Annotated in this window: 18 protein-coding genes; 12 read left to right on the plus strand and 6 right to left on the minus strand. The window is 72.5% G+C overall.

Features of this window, described 5'->3' with window-relative positions; translation table 11 throughout:
- Nucleotides 1-119: 119 nt before the first annotated feature.
- Together ABZT18_RS19640 and ABZT18_RS19645 are read right to left on the minus strand one after the other, a co-directional pair.
- Nucleotides 120-365, minus strand: coding sequence for a flavin reductase (locus ABZT18_RS19640; RefSeq protein ID WP_354996395.1), 246 nt, complete (start codon nucleotides 363-365; stop codon nucleotides 120-122).
- Nucleotides 365-661, minus strand: a complete 297-nt coding sequence (locus ABZT18_RS19645; RefSeq protein ID WP_354996396.1) for a hypothetical protein — start codon at nucleotides 659-661, stop codon at nucleotides 365-367. The genes ABZT18_RS19640 and ABZT18_RS19645 overlap by 1 nt, the downstream gene beginning before the upstream one ends.
- Before the next feature lie 153 nt (nucleotides 662-814).
- Here ABZT18_RS19645 and ABZT18_RS19650 point away from each other — a divergent pair, with 153 nt between their 5' ends.
- The gene (locus ABZT18_RS19650; RefSeq protein WP_355252085.1) at nucleotides 815-1,582 is read left to right on the plus strand and encodes a DUF5753 domain-containing protein; all 768 of its coding nucleotides are present in this window, start codon (nucleotides 815-817) and stop codon (nucleotides 1,580-1,582) included.
- A complete protein-coding gene (locus ABZT18_RS19655) occupies nucleotides 1,573-1,764 on the plus strand; it encodes a DUF397 domain-containing protein (RefSeq protein WP_354996398.1) in 192 nt (63 codons plus the stop codon). The genes ABZT18_RS19650 and ABZT18_RS19655 overlap by 10 nt, the downstream gene beginning before the upstream one ends.
- 131 nt (nucleotides 1,765-1,895) lie before the next feature.
- On the opposite strand, the gene ABZT18_RS19660 is transcribed toward ABZT18_RS19655, so the two are convergent.
- Nucleotides 1,896-3,128: an MFS transporter gene (locus tag ABZT18_RS19660; RefSeq protein ID WP_355252088.1), complete on the minus strand. Its 1,233-nt coding sequence runs from the start codon at nucleotides 3,126-3,128 to the stop codon at nucleotides 1,896-1,898.
- Between the two features lie 66 nt (nucleotides 3,129-3,194).
- Between ABZT18_RS19660 and ABZT18_RS19665 the strand changes: the two genes are divergently transcribed.
- The 6 genes from ABZT18_RS19665 to ABZT18_RS19690 all read left to right on the plus strand — a co-directional run bounded on the left by ABZT18_RS19665 (nucleotide 3,195) and on the right by ABZT18_RS19690 (nucleotide 6,251).
- Nucleotides 3,195-3,719, plus strand: a complete 525-nt coding sequence (locus ABZT18_RS19665; protein ID WP_354996400.1) for a MarR family transcriptional regulator — start codon at nucleotides 3,195-3,197, stop codon at nucleotides 3,717-3,719.
- A gap of 97 nt (nucleotides 3,720-3,816) precedes the next feature.
- The gene (locus ABZT18_RS19670; protein WP_354996401.1) at nucleotides 3,817-4,113 is read left to right on the plus strand and encodes a DUF2087 domain-containing protein; all 297 of its coding nucleotides are present in this window, start codon (nucleotides 3,817-3,819) and stop codon (nucleotides 4,111-4,113) included.
- Nucleotides 4,114-4,165: 52 nt separating this feature from the next.
- Nucleotides 4,166-4,642 carry a MarR family winged helix-turn-helix transcriptional regulator gene (locus tag ABZT18_RS19675; RefSeq protein ID WP_354996402.1) on the plus strand — a complete coding sequence of 159 codons (477 nt, stop codon included), beginning with the start codon at nucleotides 4,166-4,168 and terminating at the stop codon, nucleotides 4,640-4,642.
- Nucleotides 4,643-4,717: 75 nt separating this feature from the next.
- Nucleotides 4,718-5,143 carry a DUF6069 family protein gene (locus ABZT18_RS19680; RefSeq protein WP_355252091.1) on the plus strand — a complete coding sequence of 142 codons (426 nt, stop codon included), beginning with the start codon at nucleotides 4,718-4,720 and terminating at the stop codon, nucleotides 5,141-5,143.
- Nucleotides 5,144-5,228: 85 nt separating this feature from the next.
- A complete protein-coding gene (locus tag ABZT18_RS19685) occupies nucleotides 5,229-5,723 on the plus strand; it encodes a GNAT family N-acetyltransferase (RefSeq protein ID WP_355252094.1) in 495 nt (164 codons plus the stop codon).
- Nucleotides 5,724-5,825: 102 nt separating this feature from the next.
- Nucleotides 5,826-6,251 (plus strand): Hsp20/alpha crystallin family protein, encoded by a 426-nt coding sequence (locus ABZT18_RS19690; RefSeq protein WP_354996405.1) that lies wholly within the window; start codon nucleotides 5,826-5,828, stop codon nucleotides 6,249-6,251.
- Here ABZT18_RS19690 and ABZT18_RS19695 read toward each other — a convergent pair.
- Nucleotides 6,241-7,308 (minus strand): YafY family protein, encoded by a 1,068-nt coding sequence (locus ABZT18_RS19695; protein ID WP_355252097.1) that lies wholly within the window; start codon nucleotides 7,306-7,308, stop codon nucleotides 6,241-6,243. The genes ABZT18_RS19690 and ABZT18_RS19695 overlap by 11 nt on opposite strands.
- 97 nt (nucleotides 7,309-7,405) lie before the next feature.
- Here ABZT18_RS19695 and ABZT18_RS19700 point away from each other — a divergent pair, with 97 nt between their 5' ends.
- The gene (locus tag ABZT18_RS19700) at nucleotides 7,406-8,401 is read left to right on the plus strand and encodes a tyrosine-type recombinase/integrase (protein WP_354996407.1); all 996 of its coding nucleotides are present in this window, start codon (nucleotides 7,406-7,408) and stop codon (nucleotides 8,399-8,401) included.
- A 29-nt stretch (nucleotides 8,402-8,430) separates the two neighbouring features.
- Nucleotides 8,431-9,276: an LLM class flavin-dependent oxidoreductase gene (locus ABZT18_RS19705; protein ID WP_354996408.1), complete on the plus strand. Its 846-nt coding sequence runs from the start codon at nucleotides 8,431-8,433 to the stop codon at nucleotides 9,274-9,276.
- Nucleotides 9,277-9,332: 56 nt separating this feature from the next.
- Here the strand turns inward: ABZT18_RS19705 and ABZT18_RS19710 are convergent, their stop codons facing one another.
- Together ABZT18_RS19710 and ABZT18_RS19715 are read right to left on the minus strand one after the other, a co-directional pair.
- Nucleotides 9,333-9,704 (minus strand): VOC family protein, encoded by a 372-nt coding sequence (locus tag ABZT18_RS19710; RefSeq protein WP_354996409.1) that lies wholly within the window; start codon nucleotides 9,702-9,704, stop codon nucleotides 9,333-9,335.
- A gap of 63 nt (nucleotides 9,705-9,767) precedes the next feature.
- Complete coding sequence (locus ABZT18_RS19715) at nucleotides 9,768-11,477, minus strand: acyl-CoA dehydrogenase family protein (protein ID WP_355252100.1); 1,710 nt, start codon at nucleotides 11,475-11,477, stop codon at nucleotides 9,768-9,770.
- 146 nt (nucleotides 11,478-11,623) lie between these two features.
- Here ABZT18_RS19715 and ABZT18_RS19720 point away from each other — a divergent pair, with 146 nt between their 5' ends.
- Nucleotides 11,624-12,082, plus strand: a complete 459-nt coding sequence (locus ABZT18_RS19720) for a hypothetical protein (protein WP_354996411.1) — start codon at nucleotides 11,624-11,626, stop codon at nucleotides 12,080-12,082.
- Entirely contained in the window at nucleotides 12,069-13,259 is a 1,191-nt protein-coding gene (locus ABZT18_RS19725; RefSeq protein WP_355252103.1) for a low temperature requirement protein A, read from the plus strand. The genes ABZT18_RS19720 and ABZT18_RS19725 overlap by 14 nt, the downstream gene beginning before the upstream one ends.
- The last annotated feature ends 3 nt before the right edge of the window (nucleotides 13,260-13,262 follow it).

A 13,262-nucleotide genomic window follows, 5' to 3' on the forward strand; every position in this document is an offset into this window, starting at 1 on the left:
CGCTCCTCAGCGCCAAGCGGGCGGCGTGGCCGTTCGTCCCCGGCATCCGGACGGACATCACTCCGACGCTCCGCGTCGCGCCGGTTGAGCTCAATGGGGAACCTACAGAATCGGGTGGCTCAGCGGGCTTCAGCCCAGCCGACGAAACGCGGGGTCAGGTCGGGAAGCGCAACGTCCGGGTTGAGCTTGGCGAGATCGGCTTCGGCTGCCTCCTGAGCCTTCGCCAGGTGAATCAACAGGCCCGGCCGATCCTCGCGGTACTCGCCGAGGAGGCGCAGCTTCGCGGCCGAGCAGGGCCACAGGATGCCGCATACCGGGCAGCGCCATGACGGCCGCACAGGGGAGTGCCTGGGTCGCTCGGGCATCAGACGACTCCCACTGGATCGGATCGCTGGATCGATGAGGGCAAGCGGGTCTCATTGGCGCGGCGAGGGGACTGAACCCGCATCTGCACGCCCGCACGCATGACGAACAACTCACGCCGTGCGATCGCGTCGCCCTTCGGGCCCAGCTCGTAGGCGTCGAGCCAGAGCCAACCGTCGTAGGTGTATCGGTCGGGCAATTCGCGGATGACCCTGACGAAGATCGGTTTCATGAATTGAACGCTCGCGGCGGTGGTCAGGAGGACCACATCACCTGCCCTGAGGGCACCGCCGGTCATCTACGCAGCTCCGGCTTGTCTTCTCCGTCTGGCACCGTTCCCCCTGGCTGGTTGAGAAGCGTCTACAGAGCACCTTGCCGGGGGTTGCCGGACAATCACACAGCGTTGTCTAATCTCCTTCGGGCAGTTGGTTTGTTCCAGGGGAGGGACGGCATGAATCACGCCTTTGTCGCGGCGCTCGCCGCTGCGGGTCACACCGCCGAAAGCCTGGCAGGTCAGATCGGTGTGCACCCGAAGACCGTCGCCAGGTGGGCAAACCCAGGGCACATTCCGCAGAGCCGCCACCGTTCGACCGTCGCAGAGCTGTTGGCAAAAGACACGGACGCTCTTTGGCCGGACGTCGTCCGTCGCCGCGAACCTGTGTGGTTCCGACCGTGGGTCGACATCGAACGCGAGGCGGTGACACTGCGCTCGTTCGAGCTGGCGTGGGTACCCGGGCTGCTGCAGACGGAGGCGTACGCGCGGGCGACCCTGGCCGGTGGCGTGCTGAAGCCAGAGGCGGTCACCGAGTTCGCCGAGGCGCGCATCAGCCGGCAGGCGATTCTCAGCCGTGAGAACGGACCCTTGCTGATCGCCGTCCTGGACGAGGGGGTGCTCAGGCGGCGCGTCGGCGACGACCGCGCCTTGATGTCGGTGCAACTCGCGGGTCTGCTGAGGTACGCCGAGATGGGCAGCGCCCAGCTCCACATCGTCCCGGCGGACGCACCCAGCTATCCCGGGCTCGACGGGCCGTTCACCATCGCCGACATGCCGGACGGCTCGCGGGTCGCCTACGTCGACGGCCCGGCACAAGCTCAGATCCTCGACCAGGCTTCGGACCTTGTTAGCCTGGAACGACGGTGGGAGCGTATTCGCGGAGAGGCACTGCCCCGAGGGCGTTCCTTGGAACTTCTCAGAGAAGCGGCAGCATCATGGACATGACCGGTGCGCGATGGCGTAAGAGCACGAAGAGCGGCGGCAACGGCGGCAACTGTGTCGAGGTTGCCGACAACCTCCCGGGCGTGGTCCTCGTTCGTGACACGAAAGATCGCGACGGCGGAACGCTCACCTTCACCCCGGAGTCGTGGCGTGGCTTCGTCGCGATGACGCGTGACGCCGGCTGACCGGTCCACATCGCACGGAGGCTCTCGGCGTGGGTCGGGAGCCTCTTGCCTGGGCTGGGCTTTGCCGTCTGGGGCGCTGCCACCGAAGCCTCCTGGTCGCCGCGCGGCTGCGCACCGACGACGCGAACTGATCAGCGGACGCCAGCGGGCTCGGCCGGTTGCGGTTGTGGGGCCGCCGGCCAGGTGAGCCGGCGTACGCCGGGGACGAGCGCGGTGCCGGCGCAGGCGGCCAGAACCAGCACGCCGGCGATCGCCAGCGGTACGGGAGCACCGAACGCCTCGGCGGCCAGCGGCGCCAGCGCGTAGCCCAGCGGCATCGCGCCCAGCGACACCAGCCAGTCGTACGAGGTGACGCGGGCGAGGACCTCCGGCGGGAAATGGTGCTGCACGACGGTCTCCCAGACCGGGTTGAGATAACCGAGGGCGGTCAGCGCTACCCCGTAGGCGACGATCACCGCCGGCGCGGGCGCGGCGACGGCGAGCAGCAGGAGTGGCGCGGCGTAGCTGGCCAGCCCGAGGTTGGCCAGCAGCACCGGCCGGTGGAGCCGGACCCGACCGGCCAGCAACGAGCCGGTGAGCATGCCGATCGCGCCGGCCTGCAGCAGCAGCACCCAGGTGGCCTCGCCGCCGAGGCGGTCGATGGCGATGGCCGGCCCGAGGGTCATCAGGACGGCGGCGGCGCCGTTCCACACGCCGTGCCCGATCAGGCTGGTCCAGAACCAGTCGCGAGCGCGTACCTCGCCGAAGCCGTGCCGTAGGTCGGCGAGGACGGAACGGCGGGGTACCGGCACGTGTCGGACCTGGACGAGCGCGAGCAGCGCGGCGCTGAGCGCGAACGACGCGCTGTCGATGATGAACGCCCAACCGGGGCCGGCAGCCCAGATCAGCAGGCCGGCCAGTGCCGGGCCGGCGAGCCGGCTGGTGTTGGCGGTGATCCCCATCAGGGCGTTCGCCCGCTGCCGGGCGGCCGGTTCGACGGTGCCGGCGACCAGCGGGGAGGCGGTCGGCATGGCGAACGCCGAGGCGGTGCCGCCGAGCGCCGAGGCCACCACGATGGTGGTCAGCGACGGGTCGCCGCCGAGCAGTTCCACGCCGACCGCGAGCTGGGTCGCGCAGCGGACCAGGTCGGCCACCAGGGCGACCCGCCGGGCGTCGAACCGGTCGGCGACGACGCCACCGAGGGGCAGCAGGAGCAGCCGGGGAACCATGGCCGCGGCGAGGACGACCGCGAGCGCGCTGGTGGAACCGGTGGCCCGCAGCACGGCCAGGGCCAGCGCGGCGGGCACCACGGCGTCACCGATCGAGGAGACGGTACGGCCCAGGAACAGCAGCCGGAAGGAGCTGACGCGCAGGGGGTTGGTCACCACCGCAAGGTACTTCGACGTCGAATATTTCGTCAACGAATATTTCGCCCGCGATAGGCTCTGCCGGTGACCACCGCCCACGACTCCGTCGACCAGCACGTCGAGCGCTGGCTGCCCGTCCTGCCCGACCTCGACGCCGACGTCGAAGGCGCCGTGACCCGGATGGGCGTGGTGACCCGGCACCTGCGCACCGTGAAGGAACGGGTCCTCGCGGACTTCGACCTGCCGGCGCACGAATACGACACGCTGCACGCGCTCGCCGGCAGGCAGGGCCGGGCCGCGCCCTCGGAACTCGCCGCGGATCTGGCGATGGCACCGGCCTCGATCACCGCGCGGGTCGACAACCTGGTCGAGCGCGGCTTCGTGCGACGGACCCCGTCCACTGTCGACCGGCGTCGGGTGGACGTGGAGCTCACCGACGCGGGCCGGGCCGCGTGGCACGGGGCGATGGACATCCGGGGCGCCGAGGAGCACCGGCTGCTCGGCGCGCTCACCCCGTCGGAGCGCCGACTGCTCTCCGACCTGCTGCGTCGGGTCCTGCTCGTCGCCGAGCAACCGGCCAAGGCAGCAGCCAGGCCGGATTCCGACTGAGGGCCGACCACCGCACAGCGGTCCACCCACGCCCATCGGCCACGCGCCCCGAAAATCGCCTGGCGGTCCGCGTACCGCCGATGGAAGGGTGACCGGCGTGACAGCGGATGCCCTGGCCGACGACGCCGAACCGGTCGTCAACCCGGTGCTGCGAACCTTCCTGCGCGCGGGTGTCCTGGTGGGCCTGCCCGCGCAGCAGGGCCGGCGGCGGGTGCTGCTGGCACACATCGCGGAACGGTCGTTCGAACCGGGAACCCGTTATCCCGAGCGGGCCGTCGATGATGCGCTCAAGCCGTGGTGCGCCTCGGGCGGGTCGGACCACGCGACGCTGCGCCGCTACCTGATCGACGAGCGGTTGCTCACCCGCGAGCACGGCATCTATCAGCGGCCCTGATCGTCCGCTCCGCCAACCGTCTGGGCGCAGACGATCTTGCTAGCCTCGGCGCATGACCTCCTGCACGCCCGCCGACGGCCCACCGGACCTGTTGTTCCTGCTCTCCTGGGCGAGTCACGCGCTCCAGACCGAGCACTCTGCGGGGCTGGCCGAGCTGGGCATCTCGCCGCGGGCGCACTACGTGCTGGCGCAGGCCCGCACCGGGGACCTGACGCAGCGGGAGATCGGCGAACGGTGCGGCGTGGACAAGACCACGATGGTCGTCACGCTCGACCAGTTGGAGCGGGCCGGGTTGGCCGAGCGTCGCCCCGCGCCGACGGATCGGCGGGCTCGCCTGGTGGCGGTGACGCCAGCGGGGGAGCAGGTTCTGGAGCGGGCGCAGGATGTCGTGCGCCGCATCCAGGCCGATCTGCTCGCAACGCTGCCTGAGCAGGACCGGGAGGTGTTCCTGCGCGCCCTCCTCGCACTGGTGGGCGGCCCGTTGGCCAACACCTCCCCGTACGCGCCCGGCGGCCGTTCCGGATGTTAGTTCCGTAGAAGATAGTCTTGATCGGGACTATCTGTTACGGTCGCACTTGTTCGTTCCCCCGACCGAGGAGCCGTCATGAGTGCGACCGTCGAGCCAACCGTCACCCCCACCACCGCCACCTCGTCCCTGCGCCGCCGCGCCCTCGGCGTCGCCGCCGCCGTCCTGGCCTGCCTGGCCATCTGGGGGATCGGCGAGGTCGCCGGAGTCGACTACACCATCGAGAGTCCGGGGCAACCCGCGGTGGTCGTCGGGCCAGGCGAGATCATCGGGATCACCCTCGGTGCCGCCCTCCTGGGCTGGGCGGCGCTGGCGCTGCTGGAACGGTTCGTGCCGCGGGTCGCCCGCCTTGTCTGGATCTCGCTGGCCGTCCTGGTGACAGTGCTCTCCTTCGGCCCGCTGTTCGGCATCGAGGCCACCGCCGGCGCACGAGTCGCACTCGGCGCCATGCACGTGGCCGTGGCGGTCGCGCTGATCGCCCTGCTGCCGACCCGCCGCCGGTAGCGTCCCCTGGCCGCCGGCACCCGCCCGGGGACGGCGGCCTGCGGACGGCGGATAAAGCCGTTGACCCGGCGCTGATGATCGACAGATGACCACGACCCTCCGACCCGACTGGGTAACCACCGCCGTCCGGCCCGACCAGCCCGACGCGGTGCAGCTGCTGCGCGAGTACATGACCGAGATGGTGGTCCGCTACCACCGTCGCCCGGCCCTGCCCGGTGAGGTCGACGAGGCGCTGGCCGAGTTGCCCAGCGACGACCTGACGCACCCGAGCGGCCTGCTGCTGCTCGCCCACCACGGCACCGACCTGGCCGGCTGCGCCGGGCTGCGGTGGCACCCGGACTGGGCCGAGCTGACCAGGGTGTTCATCCGCCCCGCGCATCGCGGCGCCGGTGGAGGCGCCACGATGCTCGCCGCCGTCGAGCAGCAGGCCCGGACGGCCGGGGCGGACCGGATCCGGCTGGACACCCGCGCCGACCTGGTCGAGGCCCGCGCCCTGTACGCCCGACACGGCTACGTCGAGATCCCGGCGTACTCGCAGGGCCCGTACGCCGAGCACTGGTTCGAGAAACGGCTGCGTTGAGGGGTTGACGTCCACCGCCAGCCGCGTTAAAACAGAAGAGGAAGTTGAGTCGCCCCGGCTCAACTCATCACCTTCGGCCAGGAGAACCGAGGAGGCACACCCATGTTGATGCGTACCGACCCGTTCCGCGAGATCGACCGGCTCGCCGAGCAGTTCTTCGGTACGGCGGCCCGTCCCGCGATGATGCACCTGGACGCCTACCGCGACGGGGACCACTTCTACGCGGCGTTCGATCTGCCCGGCGTCGACCCGGACACCATCGACTGCACCGTCGAGCGCAACGTGCTCACTGTCCGGGCCGAGCGGCGCAGGCTCGCGGGCGAGGGCGTCGAACTGGTCGCCGCCGAACGCCCGATGGGCACGTTCACCCGGCGACTGTTCCTGGGCGACACCCTGGACACCGACAAGCTGGAGGCGGGCTACGAGAACGGGGTGCTGACGCTGCGCATCCCGGTGGCCGAGCGCGCCAAGCCCCGCCGGGTGGCCATCAACGCCAACGGCGACGGCCGCCGGCAGATCAACGCCTGACCGATGCTCGGGGCGGGCCAGCCGCGCCCGGCCCGCCCCGAGCATCGGAGGTTGCCCTCGGCTCTTCCGCGCGGCCGGCGCTGTCCGGTGGATAGAGCGCGGCGAGCGCGTGGGCGGTTTCGGCGAGACGTTCCCGCAGCTCAGTGGGGGCGAGCACCTGCACCTGCGCGCCGAGTTTGAGTAGCTCGACGTGACCGTGCCGGATGGACTCGATCGGCACGGTGGTGAGCAGCCAGCCGTCGGCGTCGGGTGCACCGGCGGCCTCGCGTGCCGCCCGGCTCATCGCCGGTGGGAAGAGGTGCACGGTCTGGGCCAGCGCCGCTGCGGTCATCCGTACCCGGGCCTCAGCGCGGTAGACGCTGTTCTCGTAGCGCTCGGCGTGCTCCCGCCAGCAGGCCGCCAGGTCGAACCCGGCCGGCCGTTCGACGTGCTCGGCCAGCACCGCCATCTCCAGGATGGCGCCCACCCGGTAGGTGCGTACCTGCCCGTCCGCGGCGGCGACCAGATACCACCGGCCGGCCTTGAGGACCACGCCGAGCGGGTCGAGGATGCGGGTCACCTCCCGGGGTGCCTGCCACCGCCGGTAGTGCACCCGAACCCGGCGGTCCTCCCACACCGCGTCGGCCAGAGCCGCCAGGTGCGGTGTGGGCTCAGGCTCACGGAACCAGCTCGGCGCGTCCAGGTGGAACCGCTGCCGGATCCGCCCGCCCCGGCCGGTGAGGTCCGCCGGCAGCGCGGCCTGCAACTTCAGCTCGGCGGTGGCCAGCACCGACCCCAGGCCCAACTCGGCGGCCGGGCCCGGCACCCCGGCCAGGAACAGCGCCTCTGCCTCGCCGGCGGTCAGCCCCGTCAGCCGGGTGCGGTAGCCGTCGAGCAGTCGGTACCCGCCTGCGGGGCCGCGCTCGGCGTACACCGGCACCCCGGCGGCGCCCAGCGACTCGACGTCCCGGTACACCGTCCGGACCGACACCTCCAGGGCCTCGGCCAACTCTGGCGCGGTCATCCGCCCCCGGGTCTGCAGAAGCAGCAGCAGGGAGACCAACCGACTGGCGCGCACCCGCCCGACGGTAGCTGGCACGGCACACCCCGACACCGGCCGCATCCCTCGGCGCGCCTTCAGGATCTTCCCATCCGGAGCTGAGAACCTTTTTCACATGTCCTCCGACGCTCCGGCGCTCGCCCGCCCCACCGCCCGGCCGGCCCTGCCGGGTGGGCCGGTCGACGTCACCGAGGCCTGGCTACGCAACCGGCGACTGTCCGAGCACACCCGCGACGCGTACCGGCGTGACATCACCGGCTGGCTCACCTGGTGCGCCGGCCGCGAGCAGGACCCGCTGCGCGCCACCTTCCTGCACGTCAACGAGTACGCCCGAGCGCTGGAGTCCACCCTCGGTGCCCGCAGCGGCCGACCGTTGACCCCGGCGACCGTGGCACGGCGGCTCTCCGCGCTGTCCAGTTGGTACGACTTCCTCGTCAAGCTCGGCGCGGTGCCGGCCAACCCGGTCGCCGGCGCGGACCGGCCCCGCGTCGACCGGGACCACTCCGCCACGGTCGGCCTCACCCCGGAGGAGGTGGACGCGTTGCTGAGCGCCGCCGACGCGGACACCGGCCCGACGGCTGTCCGCAACCGGGCCGCGATCGCACTCCTGGCAGACCTGGGCCTGCGGGTCGGCGAGCTGGTCTCACTGGACCTGGCCGACCTGGGCACCGAACGAGGGCACCGCAGCGTGCGCTTCATCGGCAAGGGCGGCAAGCCACGTCGGCGTGCCCTCACCCCGGGCACCGGGTACGCCGTGGACGCCTACCTGGCCCAGCGGGCCGCCGCCACCGGCGTGCCGGTGCCGCAGCTGACCGGGCCGCTGCTGGTCACCGCCAGCGGCGCTCGGCTGGACCGGCACTCGGTGTTCCGGCTGGTCCGCCGCCTGGCCCGGGCGGCCGGCATCCCGGCCTGGGCGAGGCTGTCCCCGCACTCGCTGCGGCACGCCTTCGCCACCACCGCCCGATCGGAGGGCGTCCCGCTCGAGGACGTGCAGGATGCGATGGGGCACGCCGACCCGCGGACCACCCGCCGCTACGACCGGGACCGGCACAACCTCGACCGCGACCCGGCGTACGCGGTGTGGGCGGCCCGGTCCCGCCGCCGCGGCTGAGCGTCGTACCCCCGCCATACGGTCGATGGATGAGACACGGTCTGGAGCTTCCCTGCGGCGGCGCCTCCGTCGCGGTGTCCACCCTTGTCGAGCTGGGTGAGCTGGCCGAGCGCGCCGGATGGGACGGTGTGTTCCTGGAGGATTACCTCATTCACCACTCCGGGAACGACCCGTCCACCTACGACCCGTGGCTGGTGCTCACGGCGATCGCCGGCCGCACCAGCCGGGTGCGGTTGGGCACCACCGTCACCGCGCTGCCCCGGCGGCGCCCGGCGAAGCTGGCCCGCGAGGTGCTCACCCTCGACCACCTGAGCGCGGGCCGGGCCACCGTGGCGGTCGGCGTCGGCGACCCCGGCGACCGGGGCCTGGTCGCGTTCGGCGAGCCGACCGAGGTGGCCGTCCGGGCCACCATGCTCGACGAGGGTCTCGACCTGCTGACCGGCCTGCTCAGCGGTGAACCGGTCAACCACCAGGGCACCCACTACCGCGCTGACGGGGTGGCGATGCGACCGGCGCCGGTGCAGTCGCCCCGGGTGCCGGTGTGGGTCGGCGGCAGCACCCAGGCACGGGCGGTCCGCCGCCGGGCCGCCCGTGCCGACGGCATCGTCCCGTACAAGCTCACCGACACCGACGGGTGGTCCGACTTCACCCCCGATGAGGTACGCGAGCTGGTGACCGCCCTGCCACCCACTCGCGCCGACGGCCAGCCGTTCGATGTGGCGATCGGCGGCCGGCGACGCCGACCGGACGAACGCGCCGAGCGGGCCTACCTCGGTGAGCTTGCCGCAGCCGGCGCCACCTGGTGGCTTGAGTACGTCCCGGTCGACGACCCGGCGACGATGCGCGCCGCCGTCGCCCGTGGCCCGCTGCGCTGACCCGCCGCCCAGTCGGCGCGTGGCGGGGGAGCCTCAGCCCTCGGCGCGGGGGAGCCTCAGCCCTGTGGACGGGGGCAGATGCAGAACGGCTGCCCGATCGGGTCGATGAGCACCACCCACCCTTCGCCACCGGGCTGGAACTCCGGCTTCGAGGCACCGGCCTCGACGAACTCCTTCTCCGCGCCGGCCAGGTCATCGACGTAGAGGTCGAGGTGGTAACGCTTACCGCCGGCCGGGTCCGGCCAGGACGGCGGCTGGTACCCCTCCACCAGCCCGAAGCCGATCGACACGCCACCGCCGCTGATCATGGCGTACTCGGCGGCACTGTGGGTGATCTCCCAGCCCAACACCCGGTGGTAGAACGCGGCGTGCGCGGCCGGGTCGGAGCTGTCCAGATTGACCATGGCGAGGTCAGCGGTTGTCGTCATGCTGGCAGTCTGCCCCCACGTACCTGCCAACCACTGTCAGGTACGTCGGTGTTTCTCGCTCGGTCAGCAGAGCAGGTCCAGGTGGTGGTGGGCGTCCTCGGCGATCTCCTCGTGCCGCAACCAGCGCCGCGCCCACAGCCGGGCGGCCAGCTCCGCCTGCTCGTCACCCCACGCGGCGTGCTCGACGAGCAACGCGGTGGTCAGCGCGTACGCCAGGCGCAGCGCCAGGCCACGGGCGCCTGCGAGCACCGTCGGCGCCCCCGGGTCGACAGTCACCGAGCTGATGGTGTCGCCCAACTGCGCCGCGGCGGCGGCCAGGGTGTCGGCGAGCACCGGCGACAGCGGCCGAGCCAGGTCGACGGCGGCGGCGAGGCGGCTCAGCAGCGGGACACCGGCGTCCTCCCGGGTCAGCGCGCGCAGCACGTCCAGGGCCAGCACGTTGGTGGTGCCCTCCCAGATCGGCAGCACCTGGGCGTCGCGCAGCAGCCGGGGCACGCCGGTGTCCTCCACGTAGCCGGCCCCGCCGAAGCTCTCCACGTACTCGCTGGCTGAGCTGACGGCGAGCCGGCCGGTGGCCAGCTTCGCCAGCGGCGCCACGATGCGCAGCTCCGCCGCGGCCTCCGGGTCGGCGCCGACCTCGACCCGGCCGAGCAGGGCGAACGCGTGCCCGGCCAGGGCGAACGCGCCCGCGGCGTCGACCGCGAGGGTGCCCAGGGTGGCCCGGTGCAGCGGTGAGGACGCCAGCGCGCCGCCGGCGACGTGCCGCACGTCGGCGTACGCCCGGGCGTAGGCGAGACCGCGTCGCATCCCGCCGGCTGCCGCAGCGGCGTTGTGCACCCGGGTCACCACGACCAGGGTCATCGCCCGCACCAGGCCGGGCACCGCCGGGTCACCCAGCGGTACGGCGTACGCGTCGTGCAGGCCGATCTCGGCGGTGGGCAGGGCCCGGGTGCCGAGCTTGTCCTTGAGCCGGTGCACGGTGACGCCCGGAGCCGGCGCGTCTGCCGCCGCTCCGATGGCCAACGGCGAGTCGGCCGCGTACCGGGGGACCAGGAACGGTGCGAGCACCCGACTGCCGCGCCCGGCGCCCTCCGGTCGGGCCAGCGCCACCGCCATCGCCGCGTCCGCGGCCGAGCAGAACCACTTCTCCCCGGTCAGCCGCCACGAACCATCCGCCGCGGGTCGGCCGACCGTGCTCGATCGGCCCAGGTCGGAGCCGCCCTGCGACTCGGTCATCCACTGCCCGCTGGTGATCGCCGTGGCCGGATCCGTGGAGATGAGCCGGGGCAGCCACGCGTCGCGGACGCCGGCGTCGGCGTCGGCATCGGGCGAGCTGAGCAGCGCCGCCGCCCCGTCGGCCATCGCCACCGGGCAGGAGAACGTCGCCGACTCCGGGCCGTACAGGTGTAGCAGGGCGTGCTGCACGACCCGCGCGGCGGCGCCCCAGGTGCCGCGGGCGTCCGGCAGGTAGGGCAGCGCGACCACGGCGTGTCGGGCGGCGGCGGCGCGCTGCGCCTGCCAGCCGGCGGACGTGTCGATCCGGTCGATCCGGGCACCCCACGCGTCGTAGCGGACCAGCGTCGGCGGGTGGGCCTCGGCGTCGGCGTGCGCCGCGCGCAGCGGCCCGGTGACGTCGGCGGCCAGGTCGGCGAGGCGGCCCTTCGCGGCGGCGTGCCCGGCCGGGCCGAGGTGACGCTCCAGCCAGGACCGCAGCAGAGCGTCACCGGCGTACGGGTCGGCGGGGGGTGGTATCGGCTGCACGAAGCGGTTCATCGATGGACTCCTGGCACTGCTCGGGGGTGTGCGCCGACGGTAGACGATCCGTGGCCGGTCCGAACAGGGCACACTCGCCCACCGGGCGCACCCAGTTTCCGACTTGTCGTGCTCCGGTGCGATCGCGTTCTCTACGGTCGGTAGTCGTGGGTGCCGGCCAGCCATGGAGCCGACCGGCCCGGCGCAACCGCCCGATGCGCACCGGGCTGGCCTTCGTCGGGTTCGGTGTGGTGCTGTGCTGCATCGGGGCGGCCGGGCTGGGCGCCTGGAATCTGCAGACCGTCCGTCAGGCCGCCGGCCCGATCCGGGAGACCGCTGACGGGTTCCTGAACGAGGTGGCCCTCGGCGACAGCGACAAGGCGTACGAGCGGCTCTGCGAGGACGCGCGCAGCCGGTGGAGCGCGATCGGCTTCACGAGTTGGGTGCGTACTCCGCCGATGGTGACCGACTACGAGATCACCGACGTGTCGGTGGCCACCCGTGGCGGACGCCCGCAGGGCACGGTGACCGTGAAGGTGACCCGCGACGGCGGGCTCAGCGAGGAACGTCGCCTACCGGTGGTCCGCGAGGACGGGGACTGGCGGGTCTGCGGTGACCCCTTCTGAGGTGCCGGTCATCGAGCCGGTGCGTCCCTCGCTGCTGCGCGAGCGTCGATCGGTGGAGCCGACCACGGCGACCGAACTCTTCTTCGACCTGGTCTTCATCTTCAGCATCATCCAGTTGGCGCACTACCTGATCGCGCATCCGGACTGGCGAGGTGTGGTGCGTACCGCGCTGTTGCTGGCGCTGGTTTGGTTCGTCTGGGTCTACACCGCCTGGGTGACGAACTGGCTGAGTCCGGACCAGGGCCCGGTGCGGGCGATGCTGATCGCGGTGATGCTGGGCAGTCTGCTGCTGTCCGCGGCGATCCCGGAGGCCTTCGCCACAAGCGGCCTGCTGTTCGCCGTGGTCTACGTGGCGGTACAGATGGGCCGCACCGTGTTCTCGCTGTGGGCGGTGCGGGGTGTCGCGTCGTTGACCGACGGCTTCCAGAAGACGCTGCCGTGGTTCACCGGGGCCTCGGTGCTCGTGGTGCTCGGCGGCCTGGCCGGCGACGGTACGCGCGAGGTGCTGTGGGCGGCGGCGATCGTTATCGACGTGATCGGCCTGTCCACGGGGTATCCGGTGCCCGGGCTGGGCCGCACCCGCCCCGAGCGGTGGGGTGTGGAGGGCGGCCACCTGGCCATGCGGTGCCAGGGATTCATCCTGATCGCCCTGGGTGAGTCGATCCTGGTCACCGGGACCACCCTCGCGCAGCGGCTGGACACGGTGACGTCGGGGGCGTTCCTGCTGGCCTTCGCCGGTTCGGTGGCGTTGTGGTGGGTGTACTTCGCCCGGTCTGCGCCGGCAGCGACGGACGTCATCGCCCGCGCCGGTGAGCGCACCGGGGCGTTGAGTCGGGTGGCCTTCAACTACCTGCACCCGGTCATGGTCGCCGGGATCATCGTCACCGCGGCTGGCGACGAGCGGCTGCTGCGTGAGCCCGGTGCGCAGGCCAGCACGGTCACCGCGCTGTTCACGCTGGGCGGCCCGGCACTGTTCCTCGCCGGGCACGCCGCCTACAAGGCGGTGCTGTGGCGGGTCCGGCCGAGCAGCCGGATCACCGCGGTGGTGGTGCTGCTGGCGCTGATACCGGCCTGTGTCGGGCTTGGGGTACCCGCCGCGGCCTGCGCCGCGATGGCGGTGGCGGTGACCGTTGGCGTGATCATGACCGATCGGTTCCGGGTCGCGCGGCCGTCCTGACCG

Origin of the sequence: Micromonospora sp. NPDC005291, assembly GCF_040607415.1 — a bacterium.
Taxonomy (GTDB): Bacteria; Actinomycetota; Actinomycetes; order Mycobacteriales; family Micromonosporaceae; genus Micromonospora.